Source organism: Pseudomonas sp. UM16 (assembly GCF_050312595.1).
Taxonomy (GTDB): domain Bacteria; phylum Pseudomonadota; class Gammaproteobacteria; order Pseudomonadales; family Pseudomonadaceae; genus Aquipseudomonas.
On the sequence record NZ_JBNPJT010000029.1, the window covers coordinates 23,580 to 50,151 of the forward strand.

Sequence of the window (26,572 nt, forward strand, 5' to 3'; positions counted from 1 at the left end):
GCCTTTTTTATTCAGACTGCCGCCTCTTCAAGTTGGGTCAATCTCAGCATCAGCGCCGCGTCGGCTGTTTTTTGTGCCATGACAATCGCATCAATCGCCTTCAGGTACACCTGGCTACTGAGTTCAAGCTTTCGCAACGTACCGTCCGGCGCAACGGGTTCTTCATCTAGCGCCACGCGCAATACTTGCACCACCTCATTATTGAGCGTTGCGGGTACCTGGTCACCACCATTGCAGAAATCCAGGTACTCCAAACCGTCTTGCCAAACCTGAGTGAACGCCTCGAACTGTGCCTCATAGCGGCGCTTAAGGTAACGCTGCCAACTGGTGTCTTCGACCATCCAGACGTGACGGTTGGCGACTGTGTCAGTCGCCCGTACTGCAGTTTCAACACGCTTGACCGTCTGCGGCGTCACATTGGCCATTTGCCGGTACAACATTTCGCTTGAAGGTTCCGGGTAGTCGAGCACAGCGGCCAGATCCTGGCGCAAGGCCAGCCGAATCTCGACATCATCTACCCGTTCTCGACGCAACACGTCATCGCTGATGTCATCCAGCGGGTCCAGTGGGGGCAATTCAACGTTGTCAACTAACGCCCGACGCCGAGCAGTGCGAGCCAACGACAGCACATCGGCCCTGCGCTGGACCTCATAGCGACGGAACAGCTGCCTGTACAGAGCCAACAGTTCAGCACCGTGCTCACTTGAAGTTGCCTCGGAACTACGTTGAAACACCAGAACGGCAATTTCCATGTCACTGAAGGCATCGGCACCGGCATCGCCACAAGTGACCGGAAAGGCTTCGGCGATGGCCTGCAGCTCCTCCCTGAGCCGGGTATGTTGCGACGCCAGTTCGAGCATTGCCCATACTCGCGTGCGCAACTGAGGAGCATTGCGCTGGAATTCTCTGGACACTGAAAGGCGGTCGAGCATTTCACTGAGTGCACGCTGGCGCCGCGACTGGAACAGTGTATTCCACAGCTCACGCCGGGCTGGACTGGCGCCCTCAAGCCAGACTGCTCCCGGCTGCGGCGGCTGCCTTTGAATTTCAGCAGCGAATTCCGCGCCCACTTCGCTCAGTCGGGCAATGGCGCCAGCTTCAAGCGGGTTAAAATACACGTTGAGTCTCAGCGTACTATCAACCTGGGCGCGCAGATCGGTACCAAAACGCGTGCTGGCCAAGTCCGGCAATTGCGTAATTTGATTGTGGCTGAGGTCCACAGTACGCAGCTGGCAAGGCTCCTGATTCATTAAGGTCGTCAATCCGGTAGGCCACTCCCTCAACCGGCAATTGTTCAGCTCCAGATGTTGCAGTTGCACCAAACCGCCAAGTTCGGGTGCCTCACCCAAGTGGTTGTGGCTCATCCGTAAGCGCTGCAGGTGGACAAACCGCGAGAAAACCTGGGCACTGGTCTGATCGAGTACTAGCCCAGTACTGCTCAAGTCCAGATCTTGCAACGGCAAACGGGTCAGCATCGCCAAGCCGTTGTTGCTCAAGCCCTGGTTGTAGCGCAAATTCAGGCGCGTCAATGCGGGTAATCTGGCCAGCGCTTGCACCGCTGCATCGGGGATGCTGCGTAGCAGATTGCTTTGCAGCTCCAGCGACTGCAGCCTGAGCAGTGGCGTTAACGCATTGAACATGGTTTCGTTGGAGGTAAGCCTGATCTCTCTCAAATTCAGATATTCGAGTTCCGTCAATGTGCTGACGTCCGGAGGAATTACGCCCAACGAGTTGCCTTCCAATGTCAGGCGCTGGAGCCGGGGAAAGCAGCGCAAAAATCCGCCAGGCAATTGCGGAAGGTTCATGCGTTCGATACTTAGACTTTGAATGTGTTCGAAACGTGCAGTTAGCACGGGTAGCGATCTGATATCCGGTGCAGTCAGTATCAGCTCCCTGCGCGGACGACGACCTTGTCGGCGCCAGGCACTGAGCAGTTGTGCCCTGATTCTTTGGCGAGAGTGATAGGTAAGGAACTCGCCGCGAACATCCTCTACCCACAGATCAAGGGTTCGTTGCAGCATGTTGCGTTCGCCCTCGAGCCGAAATACGGCGTCTCCCAAAGTTTGATTCTCTTCCAGCAAGCGTCTTTTCAGCGCCTCAAGCTCTGCGTCCCGTAGCGTAGGGAACAGCGCGTTTAGCCGAGCATTGATTACCCGATCGCTGCTGACTATTCCACCTAAAGGATAGCCCACACGGCCGTCTGCCAAACGCAACGGGGAGCGAAACCAGGGCCTGATAGGTTGCTGTCCAAGCAACGTCGCCGCCCTGAATCGATCCTGCACAGCAAGCGAACATAGCTTCGAGCGCAACGATTGGGCACTGTGTATATCGAGATTGACCGCCTCGCGCTCACTATCGGGCAGGGCTTTGAGCAAGGTGGTGTACAACGACTCGCCTTTGCTCAGTTCAAGACCGTGAGCGTCGTAAGCGGCATAGTGTCGACCCTTACGCACGAGAGACTTGAGTTCACCTTCAGGTGGACCTGCGTTGGCCAACAATCGGCCAGTTAACGTATCTTCACGTAGCTGGATACAAACCGTGTCGCTCCACCCCGGCAATTGGCCCATTAGCCCCACCGCCAGGCGATCGCTGTCCAGGTTTGCCAGTGTGGGTTCATACAATCCCTGGATGGCTCGACTCAGGGCAAACTGGCGCTGATAGATACGGGCCTCCTCGGCCAAGTGCAACGGAACGCGGCCATCAGCGGCCTGCAACTGCTGGCGCTCCTCGGCGTTTGCGGCGCTGATGATCTCTTGGGCGCCCGCGTCGGTGAGCAAAGGAAAATCCCGGATCAAACGCTGTTGTTCAATGCTGCCAGGCACACGGCCACGCTGATCCATAATCCGGTAGATCTCATCGCGTCGCATAACGGCACGCTCGGCAATGAGCCGGCGCAATACCGCCAGGCGTTTATCCGGCTCGACAGAGGAACCAAACAACGCAAGGGCTTCCGCCGGGTCCAGGTCTGCCAACACCTTATCGGCCAGCTGATTGGCGTACAACTCTTGGACCGATATACGTATGACCCGCCCGCTCGGCCAGCGATTTGCGCCATAGCGAACGGGCACTCGATAAGGATCAGCATCGTCATATACTTCAAGCACCCGCTCTGGCCAGCGTACTAAGTCCAGGCTCAACCCCGGTCCCAGGTCCAGCCCCTCCGTTTGAGCTTGGCCACTGCTCAGGCTGTCAATCAACCGGGTCACCCGCCGATTGACCTGAAAGTGCCGCAAGGCATCACCCAGCAGCGGCGGTACCGGCAACTGATCAACGTGCATGCGTCGCAACACATCGTCGTCAACCCCACTGATCTGCGCTGCCTGTTTCAGCGCGTCATCCGACAACCCGCGTGTAGCGTGACCAATCCTTCTGAGCAGTTGAACATGACTCCACTGCAACGGATGCTCACCAACGACTTGCCAGGCTCCTTCGCCGTTGTGCCTGAGTGCTGGTTGATAGGCGTCAGCGTCGTTGGGATGGCGGGTCGACCAGGTGCCGTCTGCCCCCTGGAACACTTCAAAGACCTGCTCCTCGATGCGGATGTAGGTCTTGCCATCCAGCACGTGCAATCCTTGAGCATCAGGGGCGATGCCGGCCAGGTCGATCGTGCGGGCATAGGGCAGCAGATCAGGTTTCCACAAGCGCTGCTCGCCCCCGGGCAGCGTGACCCGCAGCAAGCCGTCCATGAGCTCGCTCTCCCCTATTGGCGGTGCCGTATGGCCGGCAGCCCCCAGACCGGCGGCAAAGGCTATGTTCAACGCCACTGACTCCATGTGCGCCAGTGCCTGATCCAGCTCGCCGGCCTCCCAGGCATGTGCGCCGTCGATCACCTCGTTGACCAGTTGCACACCCGCCACCACCGCCATCAACGCGCCGATCGCGGGCACAAAGAACGCAGCGGCATTGAGTACATTCAAACCAACGTTCTCCCAGTACGCTAGGCGTTGCCACTTGGCTTTTTCATCAACCTCCCTGCTTGGCACCGCCAGATAGAGAGCGTTGGCCTTAATTCTTTTCAGATGCTGGTCTTGCCTGTAGCCGAACAATTCAGATTTGATCTGCTCATCACGTAGGTGCATGTTGGCGGTAGCGGTGAACTCACCGATGTACAACGCATCGGTCACGCGCTTGAAGACGTGTTCCTGCTGATCTTGCGGCACAAAACGACGAAACAGCTCCAAGTACACAGGGTTCAGTAGATTTACCCGCAAGTCGTGCTTGAACGCAGCTACCGTTTCGTATTCTTTGAGTGGGTAGAGGGCCGCGCCCGGCAAGTAGGCAATGATTGGCTCTTTTTTATCGCTGGTGATGCGGTCGGCACTGAACACCACCACGCCGTCCAGCGGTACTTCAAACATACTCAATGAATAATATTTGACAGGGCGACCATGGAAAGTCGGCGAGCGCTGGCCAAGGAGTAGGCCGTCCAACATCGCACGTCCCGATTCAGTGATTTCATTTTTCATGAAGGCCACTTGCGCCGCCAGTCGCAGATGATCCTTATCAGCGTCAATTGATAAGGTGCGTACAGTATCGATAGTTGCAGAATCGTTGAATATCGTGTCCAGGTGCGCTTGGTACTTGCCGCCCAGATCCAGCTTATGGCACAACGTCGCGAAGTGCTCCGGCTTGATGTCCAGTTTTTGGGTGTAGCGGTATTGAAAGCTCGGATGCGCGGTATTCGAGTCAGGCTTGAGTTCAATGGAGAAAGCGCCCTTGGGCGTCAAGGCACTGCGCATATCGAACGTGGACCCTTCGGCAAAATTTTGCAGCGCCGCTTGCATCAACGTTTGCTGACGCGGCACTGTGCGCAGCAGAGTACCCAGCAGCTCAGGCGTTTCGTGGATTTCCACCAACTGGTCAGTGTTGACGTTGAACGGGGGATTCAACGCGCCAAACAGCTTGTCGCGTTTCAATTCAGCCTCGAGCAAAGGCTCGGTAAACGCCCCGACGCCCTGAAAATCTTTCAAGGCCGTGGCCAGGGCTTGAACTGAACGTTGGCTCAGATCCTGAGCGGCTAGCAATAGTTTCTGCTCCGCCTCCGTTGCCTGGACGAACCAGGAAGCAGCGCCAGAGGGCGTCCAATGCGCCGCACGCAGGCTTTCACGCAAGCGTTTGAGGTCAGCAGGTGTGGCGTGTTTGAGCCAGTCAGGCAGCCGCTCGGCAAGGAACCGGCCGTGTAGGCCAGGGACAGCGGGAACATGAGAAGTTGGCATCGGTGTTTTCCTGTAGGTAACGGGACCCACAGGAAAAACGATTAGACCTCTGCCAAGGCATTACATATTGCTCAGCGCCATTGGCCGAGTTTGCTCCAGAGCCCGAGCAAGGTACTTTCAATCGAGCCGCTTGCCGCCAACCCTACGCGCTCTTGCAGGCTTTTACGCTCGGCATAGTGCAGGTGATACAGGTTCGACTCGCGTGCCCGCTCGCCAAGGTACTCGTCACTGGTTTTGAGTTCGTCGACCAGTTGTTTGTTCAGCGCAGCCACCCCTAGCCACACTTCACCGGTGGCCACCTCATCGATATGCAGCTGTGGGCGATAACGCGAGACGAAGTCCTTGAACAATTGATGCGTGACGTCCAGGTCTTCCTGGAATTTCTCCCGCCCCTTCTCGGTGTTTTCACCAAACACGGTCACGGTTCGTTTGTACTCACCGGCCGTGAATACCTCAAAATCGACATCGTGTTTTTTCAGCAGGCGGTTGACGTTGGGCAACTGTGCAACCACACCAATGGAACCAAGAATGGCAAACGGTGCACTGACAATCTTGTCACCAATACAGGCCATCATATAGCCGCCGCTGGCGGCGACCTTGTCGATGCAAACAGTCAACGGAATGCCCGCCTGGCGGATCCGCGCCAACTGCGAGGAGGCCAAGCCATAGCTGTGAACCATGCCACCACCGCTTTCAAGGCGCAGCACCACTTCATCGCGCGGCGTGGCCAGGCTCAGCACCGCAGTGATCTCGTGGCGCAGGCTCTCGGTAGCCGAGGCCTTGATGTCACCGTCGAAATCAAGCACGAACACCCGCGGTTTGTCTTCAGGGGCTTTCTTTTGCTGCTTTTGTGTCTTGGCCTGCTGCTTGCGCAGGGCCTTGAGCTGGGCTTTGTCCAACAGGCTGCTTTCCAGACGCTCACGCAAGTCCTTGTAGAACTCGTTGAGCTTATTGACCTGCAATTGCCCACCGGCTTTACGTCGACCTTTGCCACGCAACCCGGCAATCGCCGAAAGCACAACCAGAATCGCGATCACCAGGGTCGCGGTCTTGGCGAGAAAGCTTGCGTACTCTGCAAGAAACTCCACAGTAACTCCTTAACATGCCGGCGCCCGAACGGCGCGAACCGATAGTCAAGCATACCGACGCAGCCTTGCCCCTGCCAGCGTAGGAAATGTCCAGCAATGCAGTTCAAACGCTCTTTTCAAACGCTTGTATGTTTTTTCGTTGACAGCCCGCTGGAGGCAACCTAACCTCGGCCTCATTCTTAATGCAGGCGTATGACGTGGGCAGCATCTACCTGATTCGACATGGCCAGGCCTCATTTGGTGCAGACGACTATGACGTCCTCTCGCCGCTGGGCATCCGTCAAAGCGAAGCCCTCGGCGAGCACCTGGCCCAATTGGGGGTGCGCCTGGACCGCTGCCTGGCGGGCGATCTACGCCGTCAACAAGACACCGCGCGCCTGGCACTGGCGGTGATGCACAATGCCGGAGTGGAGGTGCCACTGCTGGAAACCGACGACGCCTTCAACGAATTCGATGCCGACGCGGTAATCCGTAGTTTGTTGCCTGGCCTGTTGCCGGACGAGCCAGAAGCCCTGCACATCTTGCGTAACGGTGCGCACAACCGCAGCGAGTTCCAGCGCCTGTTTGCCCTGTTGATCCAGCGCTGGCACGGCGGTGAGTATGCCGGTGAAGGCTGCGAATCCTGGCAAGCTTTCACCCTGCGCGTCGATGCGGGCCTGCAGCGGGTGCTGCAGCAGGCCGCCAGCGGCGACAATGTTGCGATCTTTACGTCGGGTGGGACCATCACCGCCCTGCTCCACCTGGTAACCCGTATCACTGCCAGCCAGGCGTTCGAATTGAACTGGCAGATCATTAACACCTCGCTCAGCCAACTGAAGTTTCGTGGCCGCGAGGTGGCCCTGGCTTCCTTCAACAGCCAAGCCCATGTGCAGCTGCTGAAGGTGCCGGAGCTCATCACCTATCGTTGAGCCCCGGCCCGTGGCAACCTTGATAGGTTGTCGTAATCACTTAATAAGGAACACACCATGAGCGAAGTAGCAAAAGCCGTCGAAGCGATGAAAGCCAAGTTCAACCCTGCCGCTGCTGCCGGCCTGGACCTGGTCTTCGGTTTCAACATCACTGACGAAGACAAGCACTACGCCCTGATCGTCAAGGATGGCACCTGCGAAATCCAGGAAGGCGAAAACGCCGACGCCAACTGCACTCTGGTGCTGGACAGCGAAACACTCAAAGGTATCGTCAGCGGCGACACCGACGGTATGCAGGCGTTCATGGGCGGCAAGCTGCGCGTCGAAGGCGACATGATGCTGTCGATGAAGCTGAGCGAGCTTTTCCCGGCCTGAGCCCTGCGCTGATGCCGATCAAAACCGAAGCCTTTAACGGCTTCGGTTTTTTTTCGCCCAGGTTTTGTCAGGTTCGCTATCAGGGGCGTTGATCAGCCAGCAACACGCCGACCAATAAGGCTGCGCCGGACTTGTTCGGGCCGGTCGCGAGAATTAGATTAGCCAATAATCTCTGGCTTCAATCATAAGGGAACAGTATGACGCTCACCGACCAGTCCACCCAGGTCCGCCCCGGCGAAGAACTCGATGCCGCCGTCATCGACCCTTATCTGAAAACGCACATCGCCGGTCTCAGCGGCACGCCCCATATCAGTCAGTTCCCCGGGGGTGCTTCCAACCTGACCTACCTGGTGCAGTACCCGCAGCGCGAATTCGTCTTGCGTCGCCCGCCGTTCGGCCATAAGGTCAAGTCAGCCCATGACATGGGGCGCGAATTTCGCATTCTCAACCAGCTCAACAGCGGCTTCCCTTACTGCCCCAAGGCCTACGTACATTGCACCGACGAAACGCTGATTGGCGGCGAGTTCTACGTCATGGACCGGGTCAAAGGCATCATCCTGCGCTCGGACCTGCCGCCAGAGCTGGGCCTGGATGCCCAACGCACCGAAGCACTGTGCAAGAGCTTCATCGAACGCATGGTTGAGCTGCACCAGGTGGACTACAACGCCTGTGGCCTGGGCGACCTGGGCAAGCCTGAAGGCTATGTGCAACGTCAGATCGAAGGCTGGAGCAGCCGCTACGAAAAGGCCCTGACCCCGGATGCGCCGCGCTGGGAAAAGGTCATCACCTGGCTGCGCAACAAGATGCCAGCCGATCATCCCAAGCCTGCCATCGTGCACAACGACTACCGCTTCGACAATGTCATCCTTGATGCCGAGAACCCGATGCGCATCATCGGCGTGCTCGACTGGGAAATGACCACCATCGGCGATCCGTTGATGGACCTGGGCAACACCCTGGCCTACTGGATCGAAGCCACTGACTCGGCAGCGATGCAACTGATGCGTCGGCAACCAAGCAATGCCCCAGGCATGCTCACGCGCCAGCAATTCGTCGACTATTACGCCGAACGCGCCGGCATAACAATTGATAACTACGACTTCTACTACACCTACGGTTTGTTCCGTCTTGCCGGAATCGTCCAGCAGATCTACTACCGGTTCTTCCACGGCCAGACTCAAGACAAGCGCTTCGCCCAGTTCATTCATATGAACACGTTGCTGGAGCATATGAGCCTGCAGGTCATTGCCAAGTCCAGCCTCTGACGCCTACAACAAGGAAAAGACCATGTCCAAGACTCAACTGTTCGACCTCGACGGTAAGATCGCCTTCGTTTCCGGTGCCAGCCGTGGCATCGGCGAGGCTATTGCGCACTTGCTGGCTCAACAAGGTGCCCATGTGATTGTCTCCAGCCGCAAGCTCGATGGCTGCCAGCAAGTCGCCAACGCCATCGTCGCCGCTGGCGGCAAAGCCACCGCCATTGCCTGCCACATCGGCGAAATGGAACAGATCAGCGCCGTGTTCGCCGGCATTCGCGAACAGTTCGGCCGCCTGGATATCCTGGTCAACAACGCCGCCACCAACCCGCAGTTCTGCAATGTCCTGGACACTGACCTGAGCGCCTTCCAGAAGACTGTCGACGTCAACATTCGCGGTTACTTTTTCATGTCGGTCGAAGCCGGCAAGCTGATGCGCGACAACGGTGGTGGCAGCATCATCAACGTCGCCTCGATCAACGGCGTGTCGCCGGGGATATTCCAGGGCATCTACTCGGTGACCAAGGCGGCCGTGATCAACATGACCAAGGTCTTCGCCAAGGAGTGCGCGCAGTTCGGCATTCGCTGCAACGCCCTGCTGCCGGGACTTACCGACACCAAATTCGCCTCGGCGCTGGTCAAGAACGATGCCATCCTCAACACCGCGCTACAGCAGATCCCACTCAAGCGCGTGGCCGATCCAAAAGAGATGGCCGGTGCGGTGCTGTACCTGGCCAGCGATGCCTCTAGCTACACCACGGGTGTGGCATTGAATGTCGATGGCGGCTTCCTGTCCTGATCCGTTGCAGATTCAAGTACCGTCGTAGGAGCCAGCCTTGCTGGCGATGGCAAGGCCAGCTCCCACAGATGATAGGTTACTGTGCCGGCAGCACCGGCGGTTTGTTGGCATCCTTGAGCAGAAACACCACAAACTTTGCCGGTTTGTCCTGACTGGCGTTGCGACCCACGGTGTGCACATCGGCCGGGCCTTCATAAAAGCTCTGGCCGGGGCTAAGGGTGACCTCTTTGCCGCCTCTGACGCCCATCACCACCGCCCCCTCGAGCACGTAGACAAAGCCATGGGCATCGTGGCGATGCACCGGATCGGCACCGCCTGGCGGGTACGCCACTTCCAGCATCAGTACCTCCTTGCCCGGGTAGTCGGGCAGTGCCTGGGTCATCACCGGGGTAACCGTGGGTGCTGGCGCGTTGCTGGTCGAGCTCTGCGCCTGAACCGAGGTGACACCGATCAAGGCGGCAAGCATAAGCAAGGGCTGGATGCGCATTTTGCTCTCCTGATCTGCTGATCAACGTTACACGGGCGTGTTTGCCAACCACCTGTGGAAATTCAGCGTACCCAGCCGCGCATCGGCCGCAGGGGTCAGCGAGCGGTCATCAATGGGGGCGCCGAAATACGTTGCCTGTGGATCGGCGATCACTTCGCGGGCGTCGTGGTGGTGCGCCAGGTAACTGCGCACAAAGTCCACCAATGGCTTGCGCTCGGGGCCGGCGACTTCTACGGTGCGGTTGGCCGGCGCCTGCTCGACAAGCTCGGCCAGCGCCTGCTCGACAAGCTCGGCCAGCGCCTGAGCCACATCAAATGAGGCCACCGGTTGCAAGGCGGCGGTGGTCAGGCGCACCTGGTTACCCTCGGCACCGGAGTAGGCAATGGCGCCCATGAATTCGAAGAACTGCGTGGCACGCAAAATGGTATAGGGGACACCTGCGTGTTTAATCAGCTCTTCCTGGGCCATTTTGGCGCGAAAGTAGCCGCTGTCGAGCATGCGCTCGGTACCGACTACCGAGAGGGCGATATGGTGACCCACCCCGGCGAGTTTTTCGGCGGTGAACAAATTGCGCCCACAGGTTTGGAAAAACGCCAACACCGCCGCGTCTTCGAACGACGGCGAGTTGGCCACGTCTACGACCACTTGCGCGTCCGTCAGTGCGTCTTCCAGGCCTTCACCGGTCAGGGCGTTGACACCGGTTTGCGGTGAAGCGGCCAGCACCTTGTGCCCCTTCGCTCGCAAGTTGTTGCACAGCTGGGTACCGATCAGGCCGGTACCACCGATCACGACGATTTTCATGGCTGAGTCTCCCGCACATGGTGGCGGCAGGCATGTCCGGCGCTACAGGAAAACTGACCTGTCAGGCGGCTGGCGGCCTGCTCGACGGTGGTATTGCAAGCAACCATGGTAGCTGGGGTTTGCGTTGCAACGCGCCGGTGTGGATCAGTGGTGCACTAGAACGGTTACGCGGCGGTGGTCAATCCAGCTCAGAAACGCTCATCCAGAATTGCCGGCAAGGTCAGTTCGCGGACAAAACTGGCCGACGAAAGACTCAAGGCCATGCGTACCACCTGAACCACATCGTGCAGCGGAATCAACTGCCCTTCTCCTCGTTGCTCGGCCTGTTCACGCGGGGTGGCCAACGCATCGTCGGTGTTCAGGTAGCCCAGGTTCAAACAGGTCACGCCCAACCGCTGCTGACGATAGCCCTCGCGCAGGGCATCGGCGATACCACGCAAGGCAAATTTGGAAGCGCCGAACGCCACTTCCGGACGCCCGCTACGCACCAGCCCCGAGGTTGATCCGGTGAGGATGATCCGTGGCCGGGTACTTTGCAGCAGGCGTGGCAACAGACGTTTGAGCAGCAGCAACGGCGCGCTGATGTTGCAGCTGACAATGGCCTGGATCTGCGCATCGTCACCGCTGAGAAAGTCGTACGTCGAAGTGAAGGCCTGGGGCTCCCAGATGCCCAGGTTATAGATCAGGGTGTCCAGCCCCTGCCCCTCGAGCGCCTGCTCCAGCGTTGCTACTGCCTGTACAGGCTGCAGCAGATCAGCCTCGATCCACTGCAGTTCAATACCTGGCCGGGCCACCAGCCCTTCAGGTCTGCTGCGCGACACGCCAACCAGGCTATCACCCGCCTCACCCAAACCCTCGATCAAGGCCCTGCCCAACCCCTTGCTTGCGCCTACCACCATGGTTCTCATCGCCTGTCTCCTGACGTGGCTTACGGTCTGAGCCAGGCATGCGAACAGAGCAATGGCGAATTGGCAATTGGCCAGCTGTATCCAGATATGTACCCGCCGCTATGCCAGGTAACGCCGGAACCACGCAGGTCCGTGGTTACCTGGTGCGCCCGGCAAAAGTCGAAGGCAAGGTGCCGGGGGTTGTCGTGGTGCCGACAAGGCACTCGCCGTCATTCCGGCGAACGTGAACGCCGCCGCACGATCGAGAAATTCGCGCCGATTGATTCGACCGTGAGCGTAGTAGTCGTAGAGCTCAAGCAGTTGCGGGGCAAAGTCTTTGGCGGTGAGACGTTCCATGGCTACGCACTCGCTAAGATCAATCAGCAGACCTGAGTCTGATTGATTAAAGCAGGCTTGCCCCGCAACGGGTCAGCACAACGCTCAAGCAATGGCACTGCGACTGATGCCAGTCTGGCTACGTCCCAGGCGCTGCTCTTCTCGCACCTGACCGACCAGAGTGAATACGTCATGACAGGTTGAAAGGCTGTCCAGGCGTACTTCAGTGACAATCAGGTCCTCACCCTTTCCTAAACGGATGGTCAGCCATACCCCATCAGCACAGGACACCTCACAGCAGTCTGGTTCAAACGCACGCTCGATGAGCTGGCGCAGTTCAAGCGTGGAATACCCAATCAATGACATGGTGCGATCCTCGTAGTGGACAGCCCAAAGCTTCAAGTACCACCAACTGCTCAGTGTATGCCAATTGAAAATGCTTGGCGCTGAATAAAATCCGATTGAATTTTTTCAACGATCCAGCACTCATTCATTGCAGTGAAAGGTTTTTTCGGCTCACTGCTTAGAAAGGATCGTCAAAGGCATATGAACAATGCGAAATATTTCGTCATCGACTATCAACTGCGTGGCACTCCCAAGTCATTCGTCATTCGGGCCGAACGGATGGATAATGCCGAGGCCTGGCACTGGGCAAGCTGTGATGCCGGGGTTGGCATAATACCGCGCTCCAATCTGGACAAGGTCAAGAAAGTCAGCAAACCCTTGGCCGAGCGCTTCGGCATCACCGAGGTGACGTGGCGTCAGTCCGGTTAAGGCGCACTGAGCGATGCCCACAAATGCTGGGCCGCGTAAGCGCGCCAAGGTCGCCAGCGCAGGGCGCGCTCAGCCAGCGGCGTCGGCTCAGGCTCCAGTAAGCGGATGGCTTTGAGCAACGCCACGTCGCCTAACGGAAAGGCATCGCCATCACCGAGTTGACGCAGGGCCAAGTACTGGGCGCTCCAGGGCCCGATCCCGCGCTGGTGGCACAAGCGTTTGACCCAGGTTTGCAGGTCGCTGTCGGGCTGTAGCAGGCTGGGATCTTCGAGCATCGCCTTGGCCATACCCGACAGGGTTGCCGCCCGCGAGCGGGGCATACCCAGATCGCTTAGGTCGTCTTCGGCAATGGCCTGCGGTTCAGGAAACACGTGGGTCAGACGTTTATCAGTAGCCAGGGCTGGTGCCAACGGCAGACCATGACGAACGACCAAACGTCGGGCCAGGGTCATCGCCCCAGCAACGCTGATCTGCTGGCCCAGCACCGTGCGCATCACCTGTTCGAACGCCGCCCAGCCGCCGGGCACGCGCAAACCTGGGCGCTGCGCGATCAGCCGCGCCATCAGCGGGTCACGACGCAACTGACACTCAATCGACACAGGGTCAGCATCCAGGTCAAACACCCGCCGCAGCCGTGCGACCAAGCCTGGCACCAGCCTCGCTGGTAAACCGTGAATACTCACTGCCAACTGCTGCCCGTTCCGGCGTCGGCAATGAATGATGCCCTGCCGCCCGCCGATCACCACCGTACGCCAATAGGCACCGGCTTCGACTACCTCGACTCCCGGAATCGAACGCGCCTGCAAAAAATTCAGCATCGATGGCCAATGATACGGCGCACGGTAGCGCAACCAGACAGTCAGCACTGCTCCGTGCTGGACACTGCGACGGTAGCTTTGAAGGGAGTTGAGCGCTTTCATCCGCGGGTCTTCGCCTGTTGTTCGACACCAACAGGGATCTTACAAAGAATTTCGCACAAACGGCGAAACGCATCGCAGCCAGGCACTACACGCGCCTGGCTGCGATGCGTCTAACGGCGTTACTTACCGTTGGTGAGGGTGTTGTAGCTGGTGATCAGGTTGCGATAGTCGGGGATGTGGTTGGAGAACAATGTACCCAGACCTTCAACGTCGTTGCGCCAGTCGCGGTGCAGCTCACAGGCCAGGCCGAACCAGGTCATCAGTTGGGCGCCAGCTTGCGACATACGGTCCCAAGCCGAATCACGGGTCAGGGCGTTGAAGGTCCCCGAAGCATCGGTGACCACAAAGACATCAAAACCTTCAGCCAGGGCCGACAGCGCCGGGAACGCCACGCACACTTCAGTCACGACACCGGCGATGATCAGTTGTTTCTTGCCGGTGGCTTTCACTGCCTTGACGAAGTCTTCGTTGTCCCAAGCGTTGATCTGGCCAGGACGGGCAATGTATGGCGCGTCCGGAAACTGTTCCTTAAGCTCAGGCACCAGCGGGCCATTAGGGCCGGTTTCAAAGCTGGTGGTGAGGATGGTCGGCAGGTTGAAGTACTTGGCCAGGTCGCCCACCGCCAACACGTTGTTCTTGAACTTATCCGGATCGATGTCACGCACCAGCGACAGCAGACCGGTCTGGTGATCGACCAGCAGAACCGCAGCGTTGTTCTTGTCCAGACGGACGTATGGTTTGCTCATGGTCTAACTCCTTGCGTAGGTGGTCCGGTGCCGGAAGCACCGGAGGGTCAGGATCAGCGTGCCGAATCCAGTTGTTCGTGGTCGTTGGCGACCTGTTGTGCCTTGAGGTAGCTTTCGATCAGCAATTGGTAGTGCGGGAACACCGCGCTGTAGGCTTCGGCCCACTGTTGGGCGTCCGCGCGGTTCCAGGTGCGTTGTACTTCCGAGCACACCGCAGCGGTGTCCATCGGCACCACGCCAGCCTGCATGATGCGGGCCAGGGTGATTTCTTCGGCCATCTTCGAGTAGGTGCCGCTGGCGTCGATCACCGCGAACACCTGATAGCCTGCAGCGACTGCGCTGATGCTTGGGAATGCCATGCACACGCTGGTGATGGTGCCGGCGATGATCAGTTGCTTCTTGCCGGTGGCCTCTACTGCCTTGACGAACTCTTCGTTGTCCCAGGCATTGATTTCACCTTTGCGAGCGACGTACTTGGCATGCGGCGCGGCTTCGTGGATTTCCGGAATCAGCGGGCCGTTAGGGCCTTGAGGCACGGATGCGGTGGTGATCACCGGGATCTTGGCCAGACTTGCGACCTTGGCCAGGGTAATGGCGTTGGCGCGCAGTTCGGTCATGGGCATATCCTTGACCGTCTGAAACAGACCACTCTGGTGGTCGATCAGCAACATCGCAGCGTTATCGGGATCGATACGCGGGACCTGGCCATTGAAATTGGCAACATTGGCAAATGTACTCATGACACATTCTCCTTGAGGTCAGGCGGCAAGTTGTGCTTGCCGCCAAAGTCAAAGGTCGGCCCAAGGACGACCTTTGGGTTATTGAGAGTAATTCTAGTGGTGCGCGCCGCCCGATCCATTCATCTGGCCGAAGCGACCGGCCTTGAAGTCCTCGAAGGCTTCGGCAATTTGCGCCTCGCTGTTCATCACGAACGGGCCGTAACCGACGATGGGCTCGTCCAGCGGTTCGCCACTGAGCAGCAGCACCGACACGTCGGTTTGCGCTTCGAGCAGCAGCTCATCACCGGCACGGTCGAACAGCACCAATTGTGCAGGGCCGACGGCACGTTCAGCGTTGACCAGCAGTTTGCCGCGCAGAACCACCAATGCGGTGCTACGCCCTGCCGCACTAGGCAGGCGAACTGACGCACCAGGCTTGAGCTGCAGGTCCCAAACATCCATCGGCGTAAAGGTCTGCGCCGGGCCTTTGTGCCCACGGTACTCGCCAGCGATGACCCGCAGGTTGCCGCTACCGGCGCCCAGTGGCACGCTCGGGATGTCGCTGGCAAGCAGGGTTTGGTAGCCGGCCGGCGCCAACTTGTCCTTGGCGGGCAAGTTGACCCACAGCTGCACCATCTCCAGCGTGCCACCCTTGGCGGCAAACGCCGGGGAATGAAACTCTTCGTGGAGAATGCCGTTGGCTGCAGTCATCCACTGCACATCGCCTGGGCCGATCAGGCCGCCTGCACCGGTTGAATCCCTGTGCTCCAGTTCGCCCTGGTAGACGATGGTCACGGTCTCGAAACCGCGATGGGGATGCTGGCCAACACCACGACGCGCCGTGGTCGGGGTGAAATCGTGGGGACCGGCATAGTCCAGCAGCAGGAACGGACTGATGTGCTGTGCCAGGTTGTCGTAGGTAAACAGGCTGCGTACCGGGAAGCCGTCACCGACCCAATGTGGGTTGGGGCTGCTGTAGACGCCTTGGATCTTTTTCATGAGATTGCCTCCTCTCGTGTATGGATACACCTTACGAGCGCAACAGCTTTCGCGGTAGATCAGCTAAACTGCCCTCAGCGTTCCATATGGAGAACACTGGTGGAAGACCTTAACGACCTTTACTACTTTGCCCAGGTTGTCGATCACGGCGGCTTTGCCCCGGCCGGTCGCGCTCTGGACATGCCCAAATCAAAACTCAGCCGACGCATCGCTGGCCTCGAAGAACGCTTGGGTGTGCGCCTGATTCAGCGTTCGACCCGGCACTTTTCAGTAACCGAAATCGGCCAGGCCTATTACCGCCATTGCGTGGCGATGCTGGTAGAAGCTGAAGGCGCTGCCGAGTTGATCGAGCGCAGCCGCGCCGAGCCACAAGGGGTGGTGCGCCTGAGTTGCCCGACGGCGCTGCTGGATTTCTGGGTGGGGGCGATGCTGACCAAGTTCATGGTGCAGTGCCCGCTGGTACAACTGCACATTGAAAGCACCAATCGCCATGTCGACCTGATTCAGGAAGGCATCGACATCGCCTTGCGCGTGCGGGTGCCACCGCTGGAAAGCAGCGATCTGGTGATGAAAGTACTGGCGCGCAGCACCCAGCACCTGGTGGCCACGCCTGAATTGCTTTCGCGCCTGCCGGAACGCCCGGTCCCAGCGGATCTCAACGCCCTGCCGAGCTTGCATTGGGGCAATCCGCAGCGTGATTACCACTGGAACCTGCAAGGCCCGGATGGCGCCAGTGCCAGCCTGCGACACAACCCACGACTGGTCACCGATGACCTGGTGGTGTTGCGTCAGGCGGCGCTGGCCGGGGTCGGTGTGGTGCATTTGCCGCTGGTGGTGGTACGCGAAGACCTCGATGCTGGGCGTCTGGTCCGCGCCACGCCGAACTGGGCGCCGGAATGCGGCGTGGTGCATGCGGTGTTCGCCTCGCGGCGCGGGTTACTGCCCTCGGTGCGCAGCTTGCTGGACTTTCTTGCAGCAGAGTTCGAGGCCAGCGATATCGCCTGATGATCGCGGCTATAGCCGTGTTCAGTTCGCCTGCAGGAATGCTTGCAGCTGTTCGCTACAGGCCGCCGGATCTTCCTGCATGAAACAATGCCCGCCATTCACCTGCTGCGCGGTGACCTGGCGATTGTCTTGCACCCAGCGCTGTACAGACTGCGGCACGAAGGGATAAGTATCCTCGCCATAAAGCACCAACGTCGGTGTTTGTACTTGAGTCAACGAGGCCCACATGCGCCGTGGAAATGAGCTGAAGATTTCCACTTCGCGGCTGGGTCGACACTTGAGCACCACGCCTTCGCCACAGTCACCGATGGCATGCTCAAGATAGGCCTGCAAGCCAGCTTCGCTCCAGCCCTTGAAAATTCCCCGGCCTTCGAGCGAGGCACGTGCCGCGCTGCGATCCGGCCAGTGACTGCGACGGTTCGCAGCCTTGCGCGCCAAGGCATGGTGGCGGTGCAGGCCAACCAGCGCGGCGGCGCCCATGATGCCCATCATCGAGCGACTGAACAGCACCGGGTCGAGCAATACTGCCCGTGCAAACAATTGCGGCTGCCGTGCCAGCATCAGCCCGGTGAGCACCCCGCCAAAACTGTGGCCGACAGCAAAAAGTGGCACATCGGCGTACTCGCCACGGCCTGCTTCGAAGGCCTCGATGGCCAATTCGGCGGTGCGGTTCCAACCCTGAAACGGGCCGCCATGATCACTGTCGCCATGGCCCTGGACATCGCACAGCCAGAGGTCGAAGTGTTCGGCCAGGCGTGCCAGCAATGGCTGGTAGACCAGACAGCAAAAGCCATTGCCGTGGAGAAAGTGCAGCAAGGGTTTGCCGCTGACGGGTGAGCGCCAGCCGCGCAAGGTAAAGCCAGCACGTGTGTCATGGGACCAGGGAATCAACTGCATGTGCCAGCGTACTCATTCAGGAAAAGCTCGATTCTACAAACAGCAGCGGGTAAAGCGATATCACCAACAGCGCTGCCATCAACATATTGAACGCCATCAGCCAACGTGGCTTCTGCAACACGCTGCGTAAAGCGCTACCAAACATCACCCAGACACAGACGCTGGGCAGGTTGACCAAGGCAAACACCGCCGCGATCACGATCACGTTGGTGACATAGCCTTGGGCAGGTGTATAGGTAGTGATTGCCCCTACCGCCATGACCCAGGCCTTGGGGTTGACCCACTGGAACGCCGCCGCGCCCCAAAAACCCAAGGGCTTGCGAGTCGCAGAGTTGCTCACCGACAACGGCCCGGAGGTGGCGATTTTCCATGCCAGGTACAACAGGTAAGCCGCGCCCACATAGCGCAGCACCGTGTAGATCGGTGGATACGCCTTGAACACCTCACCGAGGCCAAAGCCCACCGCCAGCACCATAACCATGAAGCCGACACTGATGCCCAAGGCATGCGGGATCGAGCGGCGCACGCCAAAATTCACCCCGGAGGCCAGCAACATGGTGTTGTTGGGCCCGGGGGTGATCGAGGACACGAAAGCGAACAGCACAAAGGCGGTTATCAGGTCGAGTGAGCTGAGCATGGCAGGCATTCCAAGGAGGTCAGTGGCTGTGATTGACACTAACGGAGTCCTGCCCTGCCTCAGCCATACAGTTGCTAAAAATAATGCCGCTACACTTGACTGTCCTGGTTACGCCAGCGCCTCGGCAACAAACTCCAGGCGGTCCTGGCCGAAGAACATTTGCTCGCCGACAAAGCAGGTGGGCGCACCAAACACGCCGCGGCGCACGGCTTGCTCGGTCACAGCCTTGAGCGCCTCCTTGACCTGAGCATCAGCACACCAGGCCTGAATCTGTTCGGGGTCGAAACCGGTTTGCTGCAATACAGCCGCCAGCTCTCCAAGGTCGCCCAGATTACGCTGCTGCTCCCACAACGTCGGGAATACAGCGGCTAGGAAGGCCTGCAAACGTTCAGGCTGGAACACCTGCACAGCGGTGGTCGCACGCATCAAGTTGAGGGTATTGATCGGAAACCCCGGCGGGAACGCCAGGGTCACGCCGTAGCGTTTGGCATAACGCTGCAAATCCACCAACACGTGACGTGCCTTGGCCGGCACAGTAACCGGCGAGGCATTGCCGGTGGCCTGGAACACCCCGCCCAGCAGCATCGGTCGGTACACCAGTTGCGCATCGTGACGGGCACACAGCGCTGGCAGTTGCGTCCAGGCCAGGTAACTGGCCGGGCTGCCAAGGTCAAAGAAAAATTCGACGGTCTTGCTCATTGCACGGTTCCTTATGGTTGTGAGGGCTTACCAGGGTTCCATCCATGGCCGCAGATCGAGCTCGAAGGTCCAGGCGTCACGTGGCTGTGCGTGCAGGAACCAGTAGCTGTCGGCAATGTGTGCGGGATCGAGGATGCCGTCCTGGGCTTTTAGCGCATAACGCTCGGGAAAACTGTCGCGAATGAACGCGGTATCGATGGCGCCGTCGACCACCACGTGAGCGATATGGATGTTACGCGGGCCAAGCTCGCGCGCCATGCTCTGAGCCAAGGCGCGGATGCCATGCTTGGCGCCGGCAAATGCGGCAAACCCCGCAGCGCCACGCAACCCGGCAGTGGCACCGGTAAACAGGATAGTCCCGCGTTCGCGGGTGACCATGCGCCGCGCCACCGCCTGAGCGGTCAAAAAGCCGGCGAAACAGGCCATCTCCCAGATCTTGAAGTACTTGCGCGCCGTCTCGTCGAGAATACTGCAAGGCACGTTGGCGCCAATGTTGAACACGAACGCTTCAATCGGACCGAGAGTACTTTCGATCTGCTCAACCAGCGCTGCCACCTGCTCTTCCTTGCGCGCATCGGAGGCAAAACCATGCGCCTCACCGCCCTCGGCGCGAATCTCGTCCACCAATGGCTGCAACTTGTCGGCACTGCGGCGGGTCACGCAGGCGATGTAACCCTCGCGGGCAAAACGCTTGGCAATCGCACCGCCCGTTGCATCACCGGCCCCCACGACCAATACCACTTTCTTGCCTTGAGTCATCTATCGCCCCTTTGGTAAACGATCATTTAGTAAACGAACGCTATGCTATGATTCAGGCTTCGTCAAGCCAGTAACCAGGAGCAGGTCGGCGTGCGCTACTCCACCACCCACAAAGAACAAACCCGGCAAAAGCTGTTGGAAAGCAGCGGTGCCCTGGCCAAGCGCGGGGGCTTCAATGCCACCGGCGTGGCCGGGTTGATGAAGGCCATCGGTCTGACCGGTGGGGCCTTCTACAATCATTTTCCGTCCAAGGACGACTTGTTCAGCGAAGTAGTGCGCCGTGAGCTGTCCCACAGCCCCATGGCCCAGCAACCGATGAACCGCCAACGGCTTGAGCGCTGCCTGGACCAGTATTTGAGCCTGGCCCATGTGCACAATCGCGAAGGCGGCTGCGCGATACCGGCGTTGGGCGCCGAGATTGCCCAGGCGCCGCTGCCGGTTCGCGCGGAGGCCGAGCACTGGCTGCGTACTCTGCATCAGGCCTGGGCCGATACGCTTGACGATCCGCAACTGGCCTGGGCCCTGCTCAGCCAATGCGTGGGAGCATTGGTGATCGCGCGCATGCTGGCCAGCGAGGACAGCCAGCAGGAAGTCCTCAAGGCCTCGCGTGATTTTCTTGCCGGGGCCCTGCATGAAAGGCTATGAATCCCTGCTACTGAGCCTTGCCCTGCTCTTCCCCGCCAGTGCCCTCGCCGCTTGCCCGGTCGGCCAGTATGAGATCTGCCTGGGCAGTTGCATCTGCTCCCCCTTCGATCCAGGCCAGGCCGGCACTGTGCTTGACGACCTCGGGCGCATGGCCAGCAGCTCCCTGGCCGTGGCGCTGCAGCAGGCACGCGATAGCGCGGCGGCCGGGACGGTAATGCCGATTCCGCTACACATCCGTGCCCAGCTTGAACCTTTCTACGACTTTCAGGTGCTCGACGCAGCGCGCTACAAAGTCGGTGATCGGCAGGCGCTGGACAGCGCCAATGCCCTGCTGCAAAACCCGGACGTCAATGCTGTGACCCTGATCGACATTATCGTCTTCCGTCATCAGGTCGATGCCGAAGACAACGTCGCTCTCTGGGCCCATGAACTGCAGCATGTGCAGCAATATCAGACCTGGGGCGTGGCAGAATTCGCCCGGCGCTATTCGCGCGACTTCGATGCCGTTGAAGCACCGGCTTACGAGATCCAGGCCAACGTCAGCAAAGCCCTGCGTGAACGGGCGTCCGGCCAGGCGCGCTGAACTACACTTATTAGTTGCCCCATACCAAATGGCCCGAGGTCGTCGCTGGCAGTGACGGCCCCGTTGACGTTGGACTTCTATCAGGAGCACACGCAATGGACGAAGCCAAGCTGCAGGACTTCATGGGAAAACTGGTCAACGACATGGGTGCTGCCGCCCTGCTGGCCAACCTGATTCTCGGCGATGAACTGGGCTTGTACCGGGCCATGGCCGATAGCCAATTCATCACCCCCGAACAACTGGCCGAAAAGACCGGCTGCAACGCCCGGCTGCTGCGCGAATGGCTCAGTGCCCAGGCGGCCTCGGGCTATATGCAACACCAGGATGGCCGTTTTCGCTTGCCCGAAGAGCAAGCCATGGCCCTGGCTATCGAGGACTCACCGGTGTATGTCGCCGGTGGCGCATCGGTGATTGCCGCGCTGTACCACGACAAAGACAAACTGGTGGCGGCCATACGCGGTGACGGCGCGCTACCTTGGGGCGACCATCACCCGTGCATGTTCAGCGGCACCGAACGTTTCTTCCGTCCCGGCTACCGCGCGCACCTGGTGGCTGAATGGCTGCCAACCCTGACCGGGGTGATCGACAAACTGCAAACCGGTGCCAAAGTCGCTGACGTCGGCTGCGGTCATGGTGCCTCGACGGTGATCATGGCCCAGGCGTTTCCCTCATCGCAGTTCTATGGCTTCGACTACCACGGGCCATCGATCAGCGTGTCCAATCAACGTGCCGCCGAAGGCGGGGTCGGCGACCGCGCCCAGTTCATTCAGGCCAGCGCCAAGGACTTTCCCGGCAAGGACTTTGACCTGATCTGCTATTTCGACTGCCTGCACGACATGGGCGACCCGGTCGGTGCCGCACGCCATGCCTTCGAGGCGCTGAAGGACGATGGCTCGGTGCTGCTGGTCGAGCCCTTTGCCCATGACAGCCTGGATGAAAACAGTACGCCGGTGGGTCGCCTGTTCTATGCCGCCTCGACCTTTATCTGCACGCCCAACTCGCTGTCCCAGGAAGTCGGTCTTGGCCTTGGCGCACAGGCTGGGGAATCACGCTTGCGGGCGGTATTCGAAGAAGCCGGCTTCAAACACTTTCGCCGGGCTAGCGAAACGCCGTTCAACTTGATTCTGGAGGCGCGCAAGTAGCCGGGATCGGCGTAGGCCCGCTCCTATCGGACCCGTGTGTGGTCTTCTGGAGCGGGCACTAATCCTCAGCCTCAGGGAAATGTCGGCAGCTCTTGCGCTCAGCCAGCTCTTTGTCACTGGGGCGCTGCTCGACGAACACCGCGTGGCCGTCCTTGTAGATCTCCAGATAACCCCACACCAGGTCTTCTTCTCGCTGACCCGGTTTGGGCGGCTCGCGCCACCAGGGTTCTCGACTGATTAACTCCATGGTTAAGGCTCCCGCTGAAAAACATGCCTTCACTATAGACAGTGACAACTGCTGCAACCCTGCCCTAATCCGGTGCAAACCCACTAGAATGAGAAACCTTCTCCACCCGGCAACCTCCATGGATATCGAGCTGGCCCGCACTTTCCTTGAAATCGTCCGCAGCGGCAGCCTGATGGCCGCCGCTGAACGCTTGCACGTCACCCAGACTGCCATCACCGCCCGGGTGCAGAAGCTGGAGCAACAGCTTTCCTGTCAGTTGTTCATCCGCAGCCGCAGCGGCGCCAGCCTGACGGCCGACGGCGAGGCCTTCGTAGTCTATGCCAACCAGCTGGTACAAACCTGGGAGGCCGCACGCCGCGACCTGCCGTTGCCCGAAGGCTGCCACCAGGTGTTGCACATTGGTGGCGAAGTGAGCCTGGGCAATCCGATGGTGCTTGACTGGGTCAGTGCCCTGCACCGGACCCTGCCCAGCCACGCCATCCGCAGCGAAGTCAGCGATGGCGAGTCATTGCTGCGCAAGTTGGAAATGGGTGTGCTCGACGCCGTGTTGGTCTACCAACCCACCTACGGGCCCGGCTTGCAGGTTGAGCAACTGATGGAAGAAAAGCTCATCCGCATCCGCCGCAAGGACAAACCCGACCCCTATATCTACATTGACTGGGGCCAGGCTTTTCGCCGCCAGCACGACGCCGCCCTGCCGGAATGCGCGCGCCCTGCCCTGAGTTTCAACCTGGGGCCTTTGGCCTTACAGTTCATTCTCGAACATGGCGGCAGTGGTTACTTCCGCACCCGTGTGGTGCAGAGTTACCTGGACCGCGGGATCTTCGAACGCGTGCCCCAGGCGCCGGAGTTCACCTACCCGACCTACCTGGTCCACGCCCGCGAGCGCGACAGCGCCGCGCTGCAACAGGCTTTCAGGGTGCTGCGTCAACTGGTGGCCGACGGTGAAAGCGACTGGTCACAGCGCTGGGACCCGGTGATCTGAGGGTGCTACGGCACTGAGCAAATGGCGTTTGAGGCCGGCGATCAGGTCGGTCTGGGTGATCACCCCAACCAGTTGCTGACCGTCGAGCACCGGCAGACAATGCAGCCCCTGCTCGCTCAGCAACGGAATCAACGCCACCGCTGGCTCATCACTGCGCACGGTAATCACCGGTCGACTCATGATCTGTTCGACCCGCACCTGCTGCCGACGCAACAGCCCCCGCCAACTGAAACGCCCTTGCGCCATGGCCGCCCCGATCAGGTCTGTCAGCGTGACAATACCTACCATCTGCTTGTGCTCATCCAGCACCGGCAATGCCTTCAAATGGTGACTCGATAGCTGCTGCCAGGCCTGTTGCAGGGTCATCCCAGGCGTGGCCTGCTGCACATCGCGTGACATCACAGACGCCGCAGTAATCCCGCCAAGGCTGCGCTGCAAGGCATGCTGTTCGGTTGCCAGAATGATCCGCTCCAGCTCATCGCGGGTGATATCGACAAACTCGCCCAGTTCCTCCAGCGCCTGGTCCAAGTCGGCGCTACTGACCCCAACGCGCTCACCGGGCAGCACATCATTGGTGTGGTGCAGGTCTTTGCGGGGTGCTGCAGTCTTGGGATAACGCACCCCGGTCAAACGGTTGTACATCACGGCGACCGCCACCAGCACCAGGGCGTTGAGCATGATTGGCTCAAACACCCGGTCGCCCAATGCAGCAAGTGTCGAATCCGCCAACACCACGCTCACCGCCACCCCGCCGCCGGGTGGGTGCAGGCAGCGCAACACACACATCACCACCAGCGCCAGGCCAAGGGCCAAGGCTGCCACCCAGAGTGCCGAGCCGAACCAGTGGTGCAGCACCAGCCCCACTAGCGTCGCACTGGCATAACTGCCAATGAACGGCCAAGGCTGCGCCAGTGCCCCGGAATGCACCGCAAACAACAACACCGCCGACGCCGCCAAGGGCCCGAGCAGGTGCAGCGCGACGGCACTTCCGAAGGCATAACTGCAGGCCATGCCCGCCAGAAACAACCCGAGCAAGGCACCAAAGCCTGCGCGTAGCCATTCTTTCGGGGGGATATTCAGCGGGGCCGGCAATAGCCGGGTAGACCAGTTATTCAGACGGCGGGAAGACATGAGGAAATCAGGCACCTGGCAGAAAAAAATGCCCGGCCAAAACGGCTGGGCTGAGTATCGCGAGAGCAATACCTAAAGGGCTCCGTCCATGGAGATGGAATTTTTTCGCTTGTAGCTCAAGCGTGGCGGGGATTTTGCCGGGGATGCTTGAGGGGGTGGTAATTCAAAAAAATGAGGGGTGGCAGCAATATTTTTGAGGGATGCGCCTGCCGAGGTAAGCGCGGGCATGCGGCGTTACGGTGGCAACCAGTATTGTTGGCGATAGGGTCGTGCCATGGCAGCCCTTTGATGGTGCCTGCAGCGCTGGCAAAGCCGGCTGCCACAGGCTCGGTGTTCACATGATCATTGTGAGGGCCAGTCTTGCTGGCGATAACATTCGTTCAACATCACCGATTGAGGGGCGGCGGCAAAAACTGAGTGCAACACCTGACCTTTCCGGTACCGTGCTGCCTCTATGTCTTATTCCGAACTCAGCGTTGAAGAGCGCGCCGCCATTCAAATCGGTCATGCCCAAGGCTTCAGCCTGCGTAGGATTGCCTGCTTGATCACCCGATCCCCTGCGACCATCAGCCGCGAACTGCGTCGCAACCGAGATGCCTGTGGCGGCTACTCGGCCCGCGTGGCCCAGCAGCAGATGCATGCCCGCCGCCAGGTCTGTCGACCGATGCGAAAGCTGTTGCCAGGTAGCGAGCGCTTCGAGTTGGTAATTCATATGCTGCGCGAGCGTTTGTCTCCCGAGCAGCTTGCGGGCAAGCTGCGCAGCATGAACATACCCAACCTCAGAGATGCCTACGTCTGTCGCGAGACAATCTACAACGCCATCTATGCCCTGCCGGTCGGTGAGCTGCGCAAGGAGCTGATCGTCTGCCTTCGCCAAAGCAAGACGACGCGCAGGCCGCGCGCTGGCGGTGTGGATCGACGCGGCCAAATCCCCGAGATGGTCAGCATCCATGTGCGCCCGCCGGAGATTGAAGACCGTCTGATGCCGGGACATTGGGAAGGCGATCTGATCAAGGGCAAGGCCAACGCTTCGTCCGTTGGTACCCTGGTCGAACGTACCAGTGGTTACCTGATGCTGGTGAAGATGAACGACGCGACGGTGACCTCGGCGATGGAGGGCTTCAGCGCCGCGCTCAATCGAATGCCGGCGGCGATGCGCAAAAGCATGACCTACGACCATGGTCGGGAGATGGCGCGACACGCCGAGATCACCCAGAAGACCGGCATCGCGATTTACTTCTGCGACCCGCACAGCCCCTGGCAGCGTGGCAGCAACGAAAACATCAACGGGCTGATCCGCCAGTACTTGCCCAAGGGCACGGACTTGTCGGTACATAGCCAAGAAGAACGTGAGCGATCCACGAACCCCACCTGCCCAGTGGTGCGACTTTGTTTTACCGTGGCATCTCCGGTGAGCAGTTCCACGGCAGCAACGCCTCGTAGTCGGCTAGGTTCTGTACGAAAAGAGATGTCGCAAACACCGCATGGAACAAGCCAGCGAGACCATAGCGGCATAGCTTTTCGCGAGCTT

The 26,572-nt window shown here is 59.6% G+C and carries 27 protein-coding genes and 1 pseudogene; 11 read left to right on the forward strand and 17 right to left on the reverse strand.

Annotated elements, in window-relative coordinates:
• Positions 1–11: 11 nt before the first annotated feature.
• Together ACQRAX_RS24270 and sohB are read right to left on the reverse strand one after the other, a co-directional pair.
• Positions 12–5,216 carry an NEL-type E3 ubiquitin ligase domain-containing protein gene (locus ACQRAX_RS24270; RefSeq protein WP_412041499.1) on the reverse strand — a complete coding sequence of 1,735 codons (5,205 nt, stop codon included), beginning with the start codon at positions 5,214–5,216 and terminating at the stop codon, positions 12–14.
• A gap of 71 nt (positions 5,217–5,287) precedes the next feature.
• The gene (gene sohB / locus ACQRAX_RS24275; RefSeq protein ID WP_412041500.1) at positions 5,288–6,304 is read right to left on the reverse strand and encodes a protease SohB; all 1,017 of its coding nucleotides are present in this window, start codon (positions 6,302–6,304) and stop codon (positions 5,288–5,290) included.
• A 197-nt stretch (positions 6,305–6,501) separates the two neighbouring features.
• Between sohB and ACQRAX_RS24280 the strand changes: the two genes are divergently transcribed.
• From ACQRAX_RS24280 to ACQRAX_RS24295, 4 genes are all read left to right on the forward strand, one after another.
• Positions 6,502–7,212 (forward strand): histidine phosphatase family protein, encoded by a 711-nt coding sequence (locus tag ACQRAX_RS24280; protein ID WP_412041501.1) that lies wholly within the window; start codon positions 6,502–6,504, stop codon positions 7,210–7,212.
• A gap of 57 nt (positions 7,213–7,269) precedes the next feature.
• Complete coding sequence (locus ACQRAX_RS24285; protein ID WP_101293303.1) at positions 7,270–7,587, forward strand: SCP2 sterol-binding domain-containing protein; 318 nt, start codon at positions 7,270–7,272, stop codon at positions 7,585–7,587.
• Positions 7,588–7,784: 197 nt separating this feature from the next.
• A complete protein-coding gene (locus tag ACQRAX_RS24290; protein WP_412041502.1) occupies positions 7,785–8,852 on the forward strand; it encodes a phosphotransferase family protein in 1,068 nt (355 codons plus the stop codon).
• Positions 8,853–8,874: 22 nt separating this feature from the next.
• A complete protein-coding gene (locus ACQRAX_RS24295; protein ID WP_412041503.1) occupies positions 8,875–9,642 on the forward strand; it encodes an SDR family oxidoreductase in 768 nt (255 codons plus the stop codon).
• 76 nt (positions 9,643–9,718) lie between these two features.
• On the opposite strand, the gene ACQRAX_RS24300 is transcribed toward ACQRAX_RS24295, so the two are convergent.
• The 5 genes and pseudogenes from ACQRAX_RS24300 to ACQRAX_RS24320 all read right to left on the reverse strand — a co-directional run bounded on the left by ACQRAX_RS24300 (position 9,719) and on the right by ACQRAX_RS24320 (position 12,519).
• Positions 9,719–10,129: a cupin domain-containing protein gene (locus tag ACQRAX_RS24300; protein WP_412041504.1), complete on the reverse strand. Its 411-nt coding sequence runs from the start codon at positions 10,127–10,129 to the stop codon at positions 9,719–9,721.
• Between the two features lie 27 nt (positions 10,130–10,156).
• Positions 10,157–10,930 carry an SDR family oxidoreductase gene (locus ACQRAX_RS24305; RefSeq protein WP_412041505.1) on the reverse strand — a complete coding sequence of 258 codons (774 nt, stop codon included), beginning with the start codon at positions 10,928–10,930 and terminating at the stop codon, positions 10,157–10,159.
• A gap of 188 nt (positions 10,931–11,118) precedes the next feature.
• Positions 11,119–11,838 carry an SDR family NAD(P)-dependent oxidoreductase gene (locus tag ACQRAX_RS24310; protein ID WP_412041506.1) on the reverse strand — a complete coding sequence of 240 codons (720 nt, stop codon included), beginning with the start codon at positions 11,836–11,838 and terminating at the stop codon, positions 11,119–11,121.
• A 177-nt stretch (positions 11,839–12,015) separates the two neighbouring features.
• A pseudogene (locus ACQRAX_RS24315) lies at positions 12,016–12,174 on the reverse strand (YghX family hydrolase); the annotation flags it as partial.
• An 84-nt stretch (positions 12,175–12,258) separates the two neighbouring features.
• On the reverse strand, positions 12,259–12,519 hold the full coding sequence (locus ACQRAX_RS24320; RefSeq protein WP_412041507.1) for a DUF1652 domain-containing protein: 261 nt from the start codon (positions 12,517–12,519) through the stop codon (positions 12,259–12,261).
• Positions 12,520–12,699: 180 nt separating this feature from the next.
• Between ACQRAX_RS24320 and ACQRAX_RS24325 the strand changes: the two genes are divergently transcribed.
• Positions 12,700–12,927, forward strand: a complete 228-nt coding sequence (locus ACQRAX_RS24325) for a DUF6555 family protein (protein WP_412041508.1) — start codon at positions 12,700–12,702, stop codon at positions 12,925–12,927.
• Here the strand turns inward: ACQRAX_RS24325 and ACQRAX_RS24330 are convergent.
• From ACQRAX_RS24330 to ACQRAX_RS24345, 4 genes are all read right to left on the reverse strand, one after another.
• The gene (locus ACQRAX_RS24330; RefSeq protein WP_412041509.1) at positions 12,924–13,847 is read right to left on the reverse strand and encodes a DNA-3-methyladenine glycosylase family protein; all 924 of its coding nucleotides are present in this window, start codon (positions 13,845–13,847) and stop codon (positions 12,924–12,926) included. The genes ACQRAX_RS24325 and ACQRAX_RS24330 overlap by 4 nt on opposite strands.
• Before the next feature lie 119 nt (positions 13,848–13,966).
• Positions 13,967–14,593 (reverse strand): isochorismate family cysteine hydrolase YcaC, encoded by a 627-nt coding sequence (gene ycaC / locus ACQRAX_RS24335; RefSeq protein WP_412041510.1) that lies wholly within the window; start codon positions 14,591–14,593, stop codon positions 13,967–13,969.
• A 53-nt stretch (positions 14,594–14,646) separates the two neighbouring features.
• On the reverse strand, positions 14,647–15,333 hold the full coding sequence (locus tag ACQRAX_RS24340; protein ID WP_412041511.1) for a hydrolase: 687 nt from the start codon (positions 15,331–15,333) through the stop codon (positions 14,647–14,649).
• A 93-nt stretch (positions 15,334–15,426) separates the two neighbouring features.
• Positions 15,427–16,311, reverse strand: a complete 885-nt coding sequence (locus ACQRAX_RS24345) for a pirin family protein (protein ID WP_412041512.1) — start codon at positions 16,309–16,311, stop codon at positions 15,427–15,429.
• Between the two features lie 96 nt (positions 16,312–16,407).
• Between ACQRAX_RS24345 and ACQRAX_RS24350 the strand changes: the two genes are divergently transcribed.
• Positions 16,408–17,316: a LysR family transcriptional regulator gene (locus ACQRAX_RS24350; RefSeq protein ID WP_412041523.1), complete on the forward strand. Its 909-nt coding sequence runs from the start codon at positions 16,408–16,410 to the stop codon at positions 17,314–17,316.
• 21 nt (positions 17,317–17,337) lie between these two features.
• On the opposite strand, the gene ACQRAX_RS24355 is transcribed toward ACQRAX_RS24350, so the two are convergent.
• The 4 genes from ACQRAX_RS24355 to ACQRAX_RS24370 all read right to left on the reverse strand — a co-directional run bounded on the left by ACQRAX_RS24355 (position 17,338) and on the right by ACQRAX_RS24370 (position 20,308).
• Entirely contained in the window at positions 17,338–18,213 is an 876-nt protein-coding gene (locus tag ACQRAX_RS24355) for an alpha/beta fold hydrolase (protein WP_412041513.1), read from the reverse strand.
• A 16-nt stretch (positions 18,214–18,229) separates the two neighbouring features.
• Positions 18,230–18,859, reverse strand: a complete 630-nt coding sequence (locus ACQRAX_RS24360) for a LysE family translocator (RefSeq protein WP_412041524.1) — start codon at positions 18,857–18,859, stop codon at positions 18,230–18,232.
• Between the two features lie 99 nt (positions 18,860–18,958).
• Positions 18,959–19,549 carry a 2-hydroxychromene-2-carboxylate isomerase gene (locus ACQRAX_RS24365; protein ID WP_412041514.1) on the reverse strand — a complete coding sequence of 197 codons (591 nt, stop codon included), beginning with the start codon at positions 19,547–19,549 and terminating at the stop codon, positions 18,959–18,961.
• Positions 19,550–19,576: 27 nt separating this feature from the next.
• Positions 19,577–20,308 carry an SDR family oxidoreductase gene (locus ACQRAX_RS24370; protein ID WP_412041515.1) on the reverse strand — a complete coding sequence of 244 codons (732 nt, stop codon included), beginning with the start codon at positions 20,306–20,308 and terminating at the stop codon, positions 19,577–19,579.
• Positions 20,309–20,398: 90 nt separating this feature from the next.
• On the opposite strand from ACQRAX_RS24370, the gene ACQRAX_RS24375 reads away from it, so the two are divergent.
• The 3 genes from ACQRAX_RS24375 (at position 20,399) to ACQRAX_RS24385 (ending at position 22,678) form a co-directional block, all read left to right on the forward strand.
• Positions 20,399–20,953: a TetR/AcrR family transcriptional regulator gene (locus tag ACQRAX_RS24375; RefSeq protein WP_412041516.1), complete on the forward strand. Its 555-nt coding sequence runs from the start codon at positions 20,399–20,401 to the stop codon at positions 20,951–20,953.
• A complete protein-coding gene (locus ACQRAX_RS24380) occupies positions 20,940–21,536 on the forward strand; it encodes a DUF4157 domain-containing protein (RefSeq protein WP_412041517.1) in 597 nt (198 codons plus the stop codon). The genes ACQRAX_RS24375 and ACQRAX_RS24380 overlap by 14 nt, the downstream gene beginning before the upstream one ends.
• 95 nt (positions 21,537–21,631) lie before the next feature.
• Complete coding sequence (locus tag ACQRAX_RS24385; RefSeq protein WP_412041518.1) at positions 21,632–22,678, forward strand: class I SAM-dependent methyltransferase; 1,047 nt, start codon at positions 21,632–21,634, stop codon at positions 22,676–22,678.
• Between the two features lie 58 nt (positions 22,679–22,736).
• Here the strand turns inward: ACQRAX_RS24385 and ACQRAX_RS24390 are convergent, their stop codons facing one another.
• Positions 22,737–22,925: a hypothetical protein gene (locus tag ACQRAX_RS24390; protein WP_412041519.1), complete on the reverse strand. Its 189-nt coding sequence runs from the start codon at positions 22,923–22,925 to the stop codon at positions 22,737–22,739.
• A gap of 118 nt (positions 22,926–23,043) precedes the next feature.
• Between ACQRAX_RS24390 and ACQRAX_RS24395 the strand changes: the two genes are divergently transcribed.
• Complete coding sequence (locus ACQRAX_RS24395) at positions 23,044–23,910, forward strand: LysR family transcriptional regulator (RefSeq protein WP_412041520.1); 867 nt, start codon at positions 23,044–23,046, stop codon at positions 23,908–23,910.
• Here the strand turns inward: ACQRAX_RS24395 and ACQRAX_RS24400 are convergent.
• A complete protein-coding gene (locus ACQRAX_RS24400) occupies positions 23,884–25,041 on the reverse strand; it encodes an HPP family protein (RefSeq protein WP_412041521.1) in 1,158 nt (385 codons plus the stop codon). The genes ACQRAX_RS24395 and ACQRAX_RS24400 overlap by 27 nt on opposite strands.
• A 454-nt stretch (positions 25,042–25,495) precedes the next feature.
• On the opposite strand from ACQRAX_RS24400, the gene ACQRAX_RS24405 reads away from it, so the two are divergent.
• Positions 25,496–26,572 (forward strand): IS30 family transposase (locus ACQRAX_RS24405; protein ID WP_427867761.1); only part of this gene is annotated, 1,077 nt, incomplete at its 3' end.

Bases quoted from the DNA above. Each gene is read 5' to 3' on its own strand.
- ACQRAX_RS24270 (WP_412041499.1), bottom strand. From the start codon at position 5,216: ATGCCAACTTCTCATGTTCCCGCTGTCCCTGGCCTACACGGCCGGTTC.
- ACQRAX_RS24285 (WP_101293303.1), top strand. From the start codon at position 7,270: ATGAGCGAAGTAGCAAAAGCCGTCGAAGCGATGAAAGCCAAGTTCAAC.
- ACQRAX_RS24290 (WP_412041502.1), top strand. From the start codon at position 7,785: ATGACGCTCACCGACCAGTCCACCCAGGTCCGCCCCGGCGAAGAACTC.
- ACQRAX_RS24295 (WP_412041503.1), top strand. From the start codon at position 8,875: ATGTCCAAGACTCAACTGTTCGACCTCGACGGTAAGATCGCCTTCGTT.
- ACQRAX_RS24300 (WP_412041504.1), bottom strand. From the start codon at position 10,129: ATGCGCATCCAGCCCTTGCTTATGCTTGCCGCCTTGATCGGTGTCACC.
- ACQRAX_RS24305 (WP_412041505.1), bottom strand. From the start codon at position 10,930: ATGAAAATCGTCGTGATCGGTGGTACCGGCCTGATCGGTACCCAGCTG.
- ACQRAX_RS24310 (WP_412041506.1), bottom strand. From the start codon at position 11,838: ATGAGAACCATGGTGGTAGGCGCAAGCAAGGGGTTGGGCAGGGCCTTG.
- ACQRAX_RS24320 (WP_412041507.1), bottom strand. From the start codon at position 12,519: ATGTCATTGATTGGGTATTCCACGCTTGAACTGCGCCAGCTCATCGAG.
- ACQRAX_RS24325 (WP_412041508.1), top strand. From the start codon at position 12,700: ATGAACAATGCGAAATATTTCGTCATCGACTATCAACTGCGTGGCACT.
- ACQRAX_RS24330 (WP_412041509.1), bottom strand. From the start codon at position 13,847: ATGAAAGCGCTCAACTCCCTTCAAAGCTACCGTCGCAGTGTCCAGCAC.
- ycaC (WP_412041510.1), bottom strand. From the start codon at position 14,593: ATGAGCAAACCATACGTCCGTCTGGACAAGAACAACGCTGCGGTTCTG.
- ACQRAX_RS24340 (WP_412041511.1), bottom strand. From the start codon at position 15,333: ATGAGTACATTTGCCAATGTTGCCAATTTCAATGGCCAGGTCCCGCGT.
- ACQRAX_RS24345 (WP_412041512.1), bottom strand. From the start codon at position 16,311: ATGAAAAAGATCCAAGGCGTCTACAGCAGCCCCAACCCACATTGGGTC.
- ACQRAX_RS24355 (WP_412041513.1), bottom strand. From the start codon at position 18,213: ATGCAGTTGATTCCCTGGTCCCATGACACACGTGCTGGCTTTACCTTG.
- ACQRAX_RS24360 (WP_412041524.1), bottom strand. From the start codon at position 18,859: ATGCCTGCCATGCTCAGCTCACTCGACCTGATAACCGCCTTTGTGCTG.
- ACQRAX_RS24365 (WP_412041514.1), bottom strand. From the start codon at position 19,549: ATGAGCAAGACCGTCGAATTTTTCTTTGACCTTGGCAGCCCGGCCAGT.
- ACQRAX_RS24370 (WP_412041515.1), bottom strand. From the start codon at position 20,308: ATGACTCAAGGCAAGAAAGTGGTATTGGTCGTGGGGGCCGGTGATGCA.
- ACQRAX_RS24380 (WP_412041517.1), top strand. From the start codon at position 20,940: ATGAAAGGCTATGAATCCCTGCTACTGAGCCTTGCCCTGCTCTTCCCC.
- ACQRAX_RS24385 (WP_412041518.1), top strand. From the start codon at position 21,632: ATGGACGAAGCCAAGCTGCAGGACTTCATGGGAAAACTGGTCAACGAC.
- ACQRAX_RS24390 (WP_412041519.1), bottom strand. From the start codon at position 22,925: ATGGAGTTAATCAGTCGAGAACCCTGGTGGCGCGAGCCGCCCAAACCG.
- ACQRAX_RS24395 (WP_412041520.1), top strand. From the start codon at position 23,044: ATGGATATCGAGCTGGCCCGCACTTTCCTTGAAATCGTCCGCAGCGGC.
- ACQRAX_RS24400 (WP_412041521.1), bottom strand. From the start codon at position 25,041: ATGTCTTCCCGCCGTCTGAATAACTGGTCTACCCGGCTATTGCCGGCC.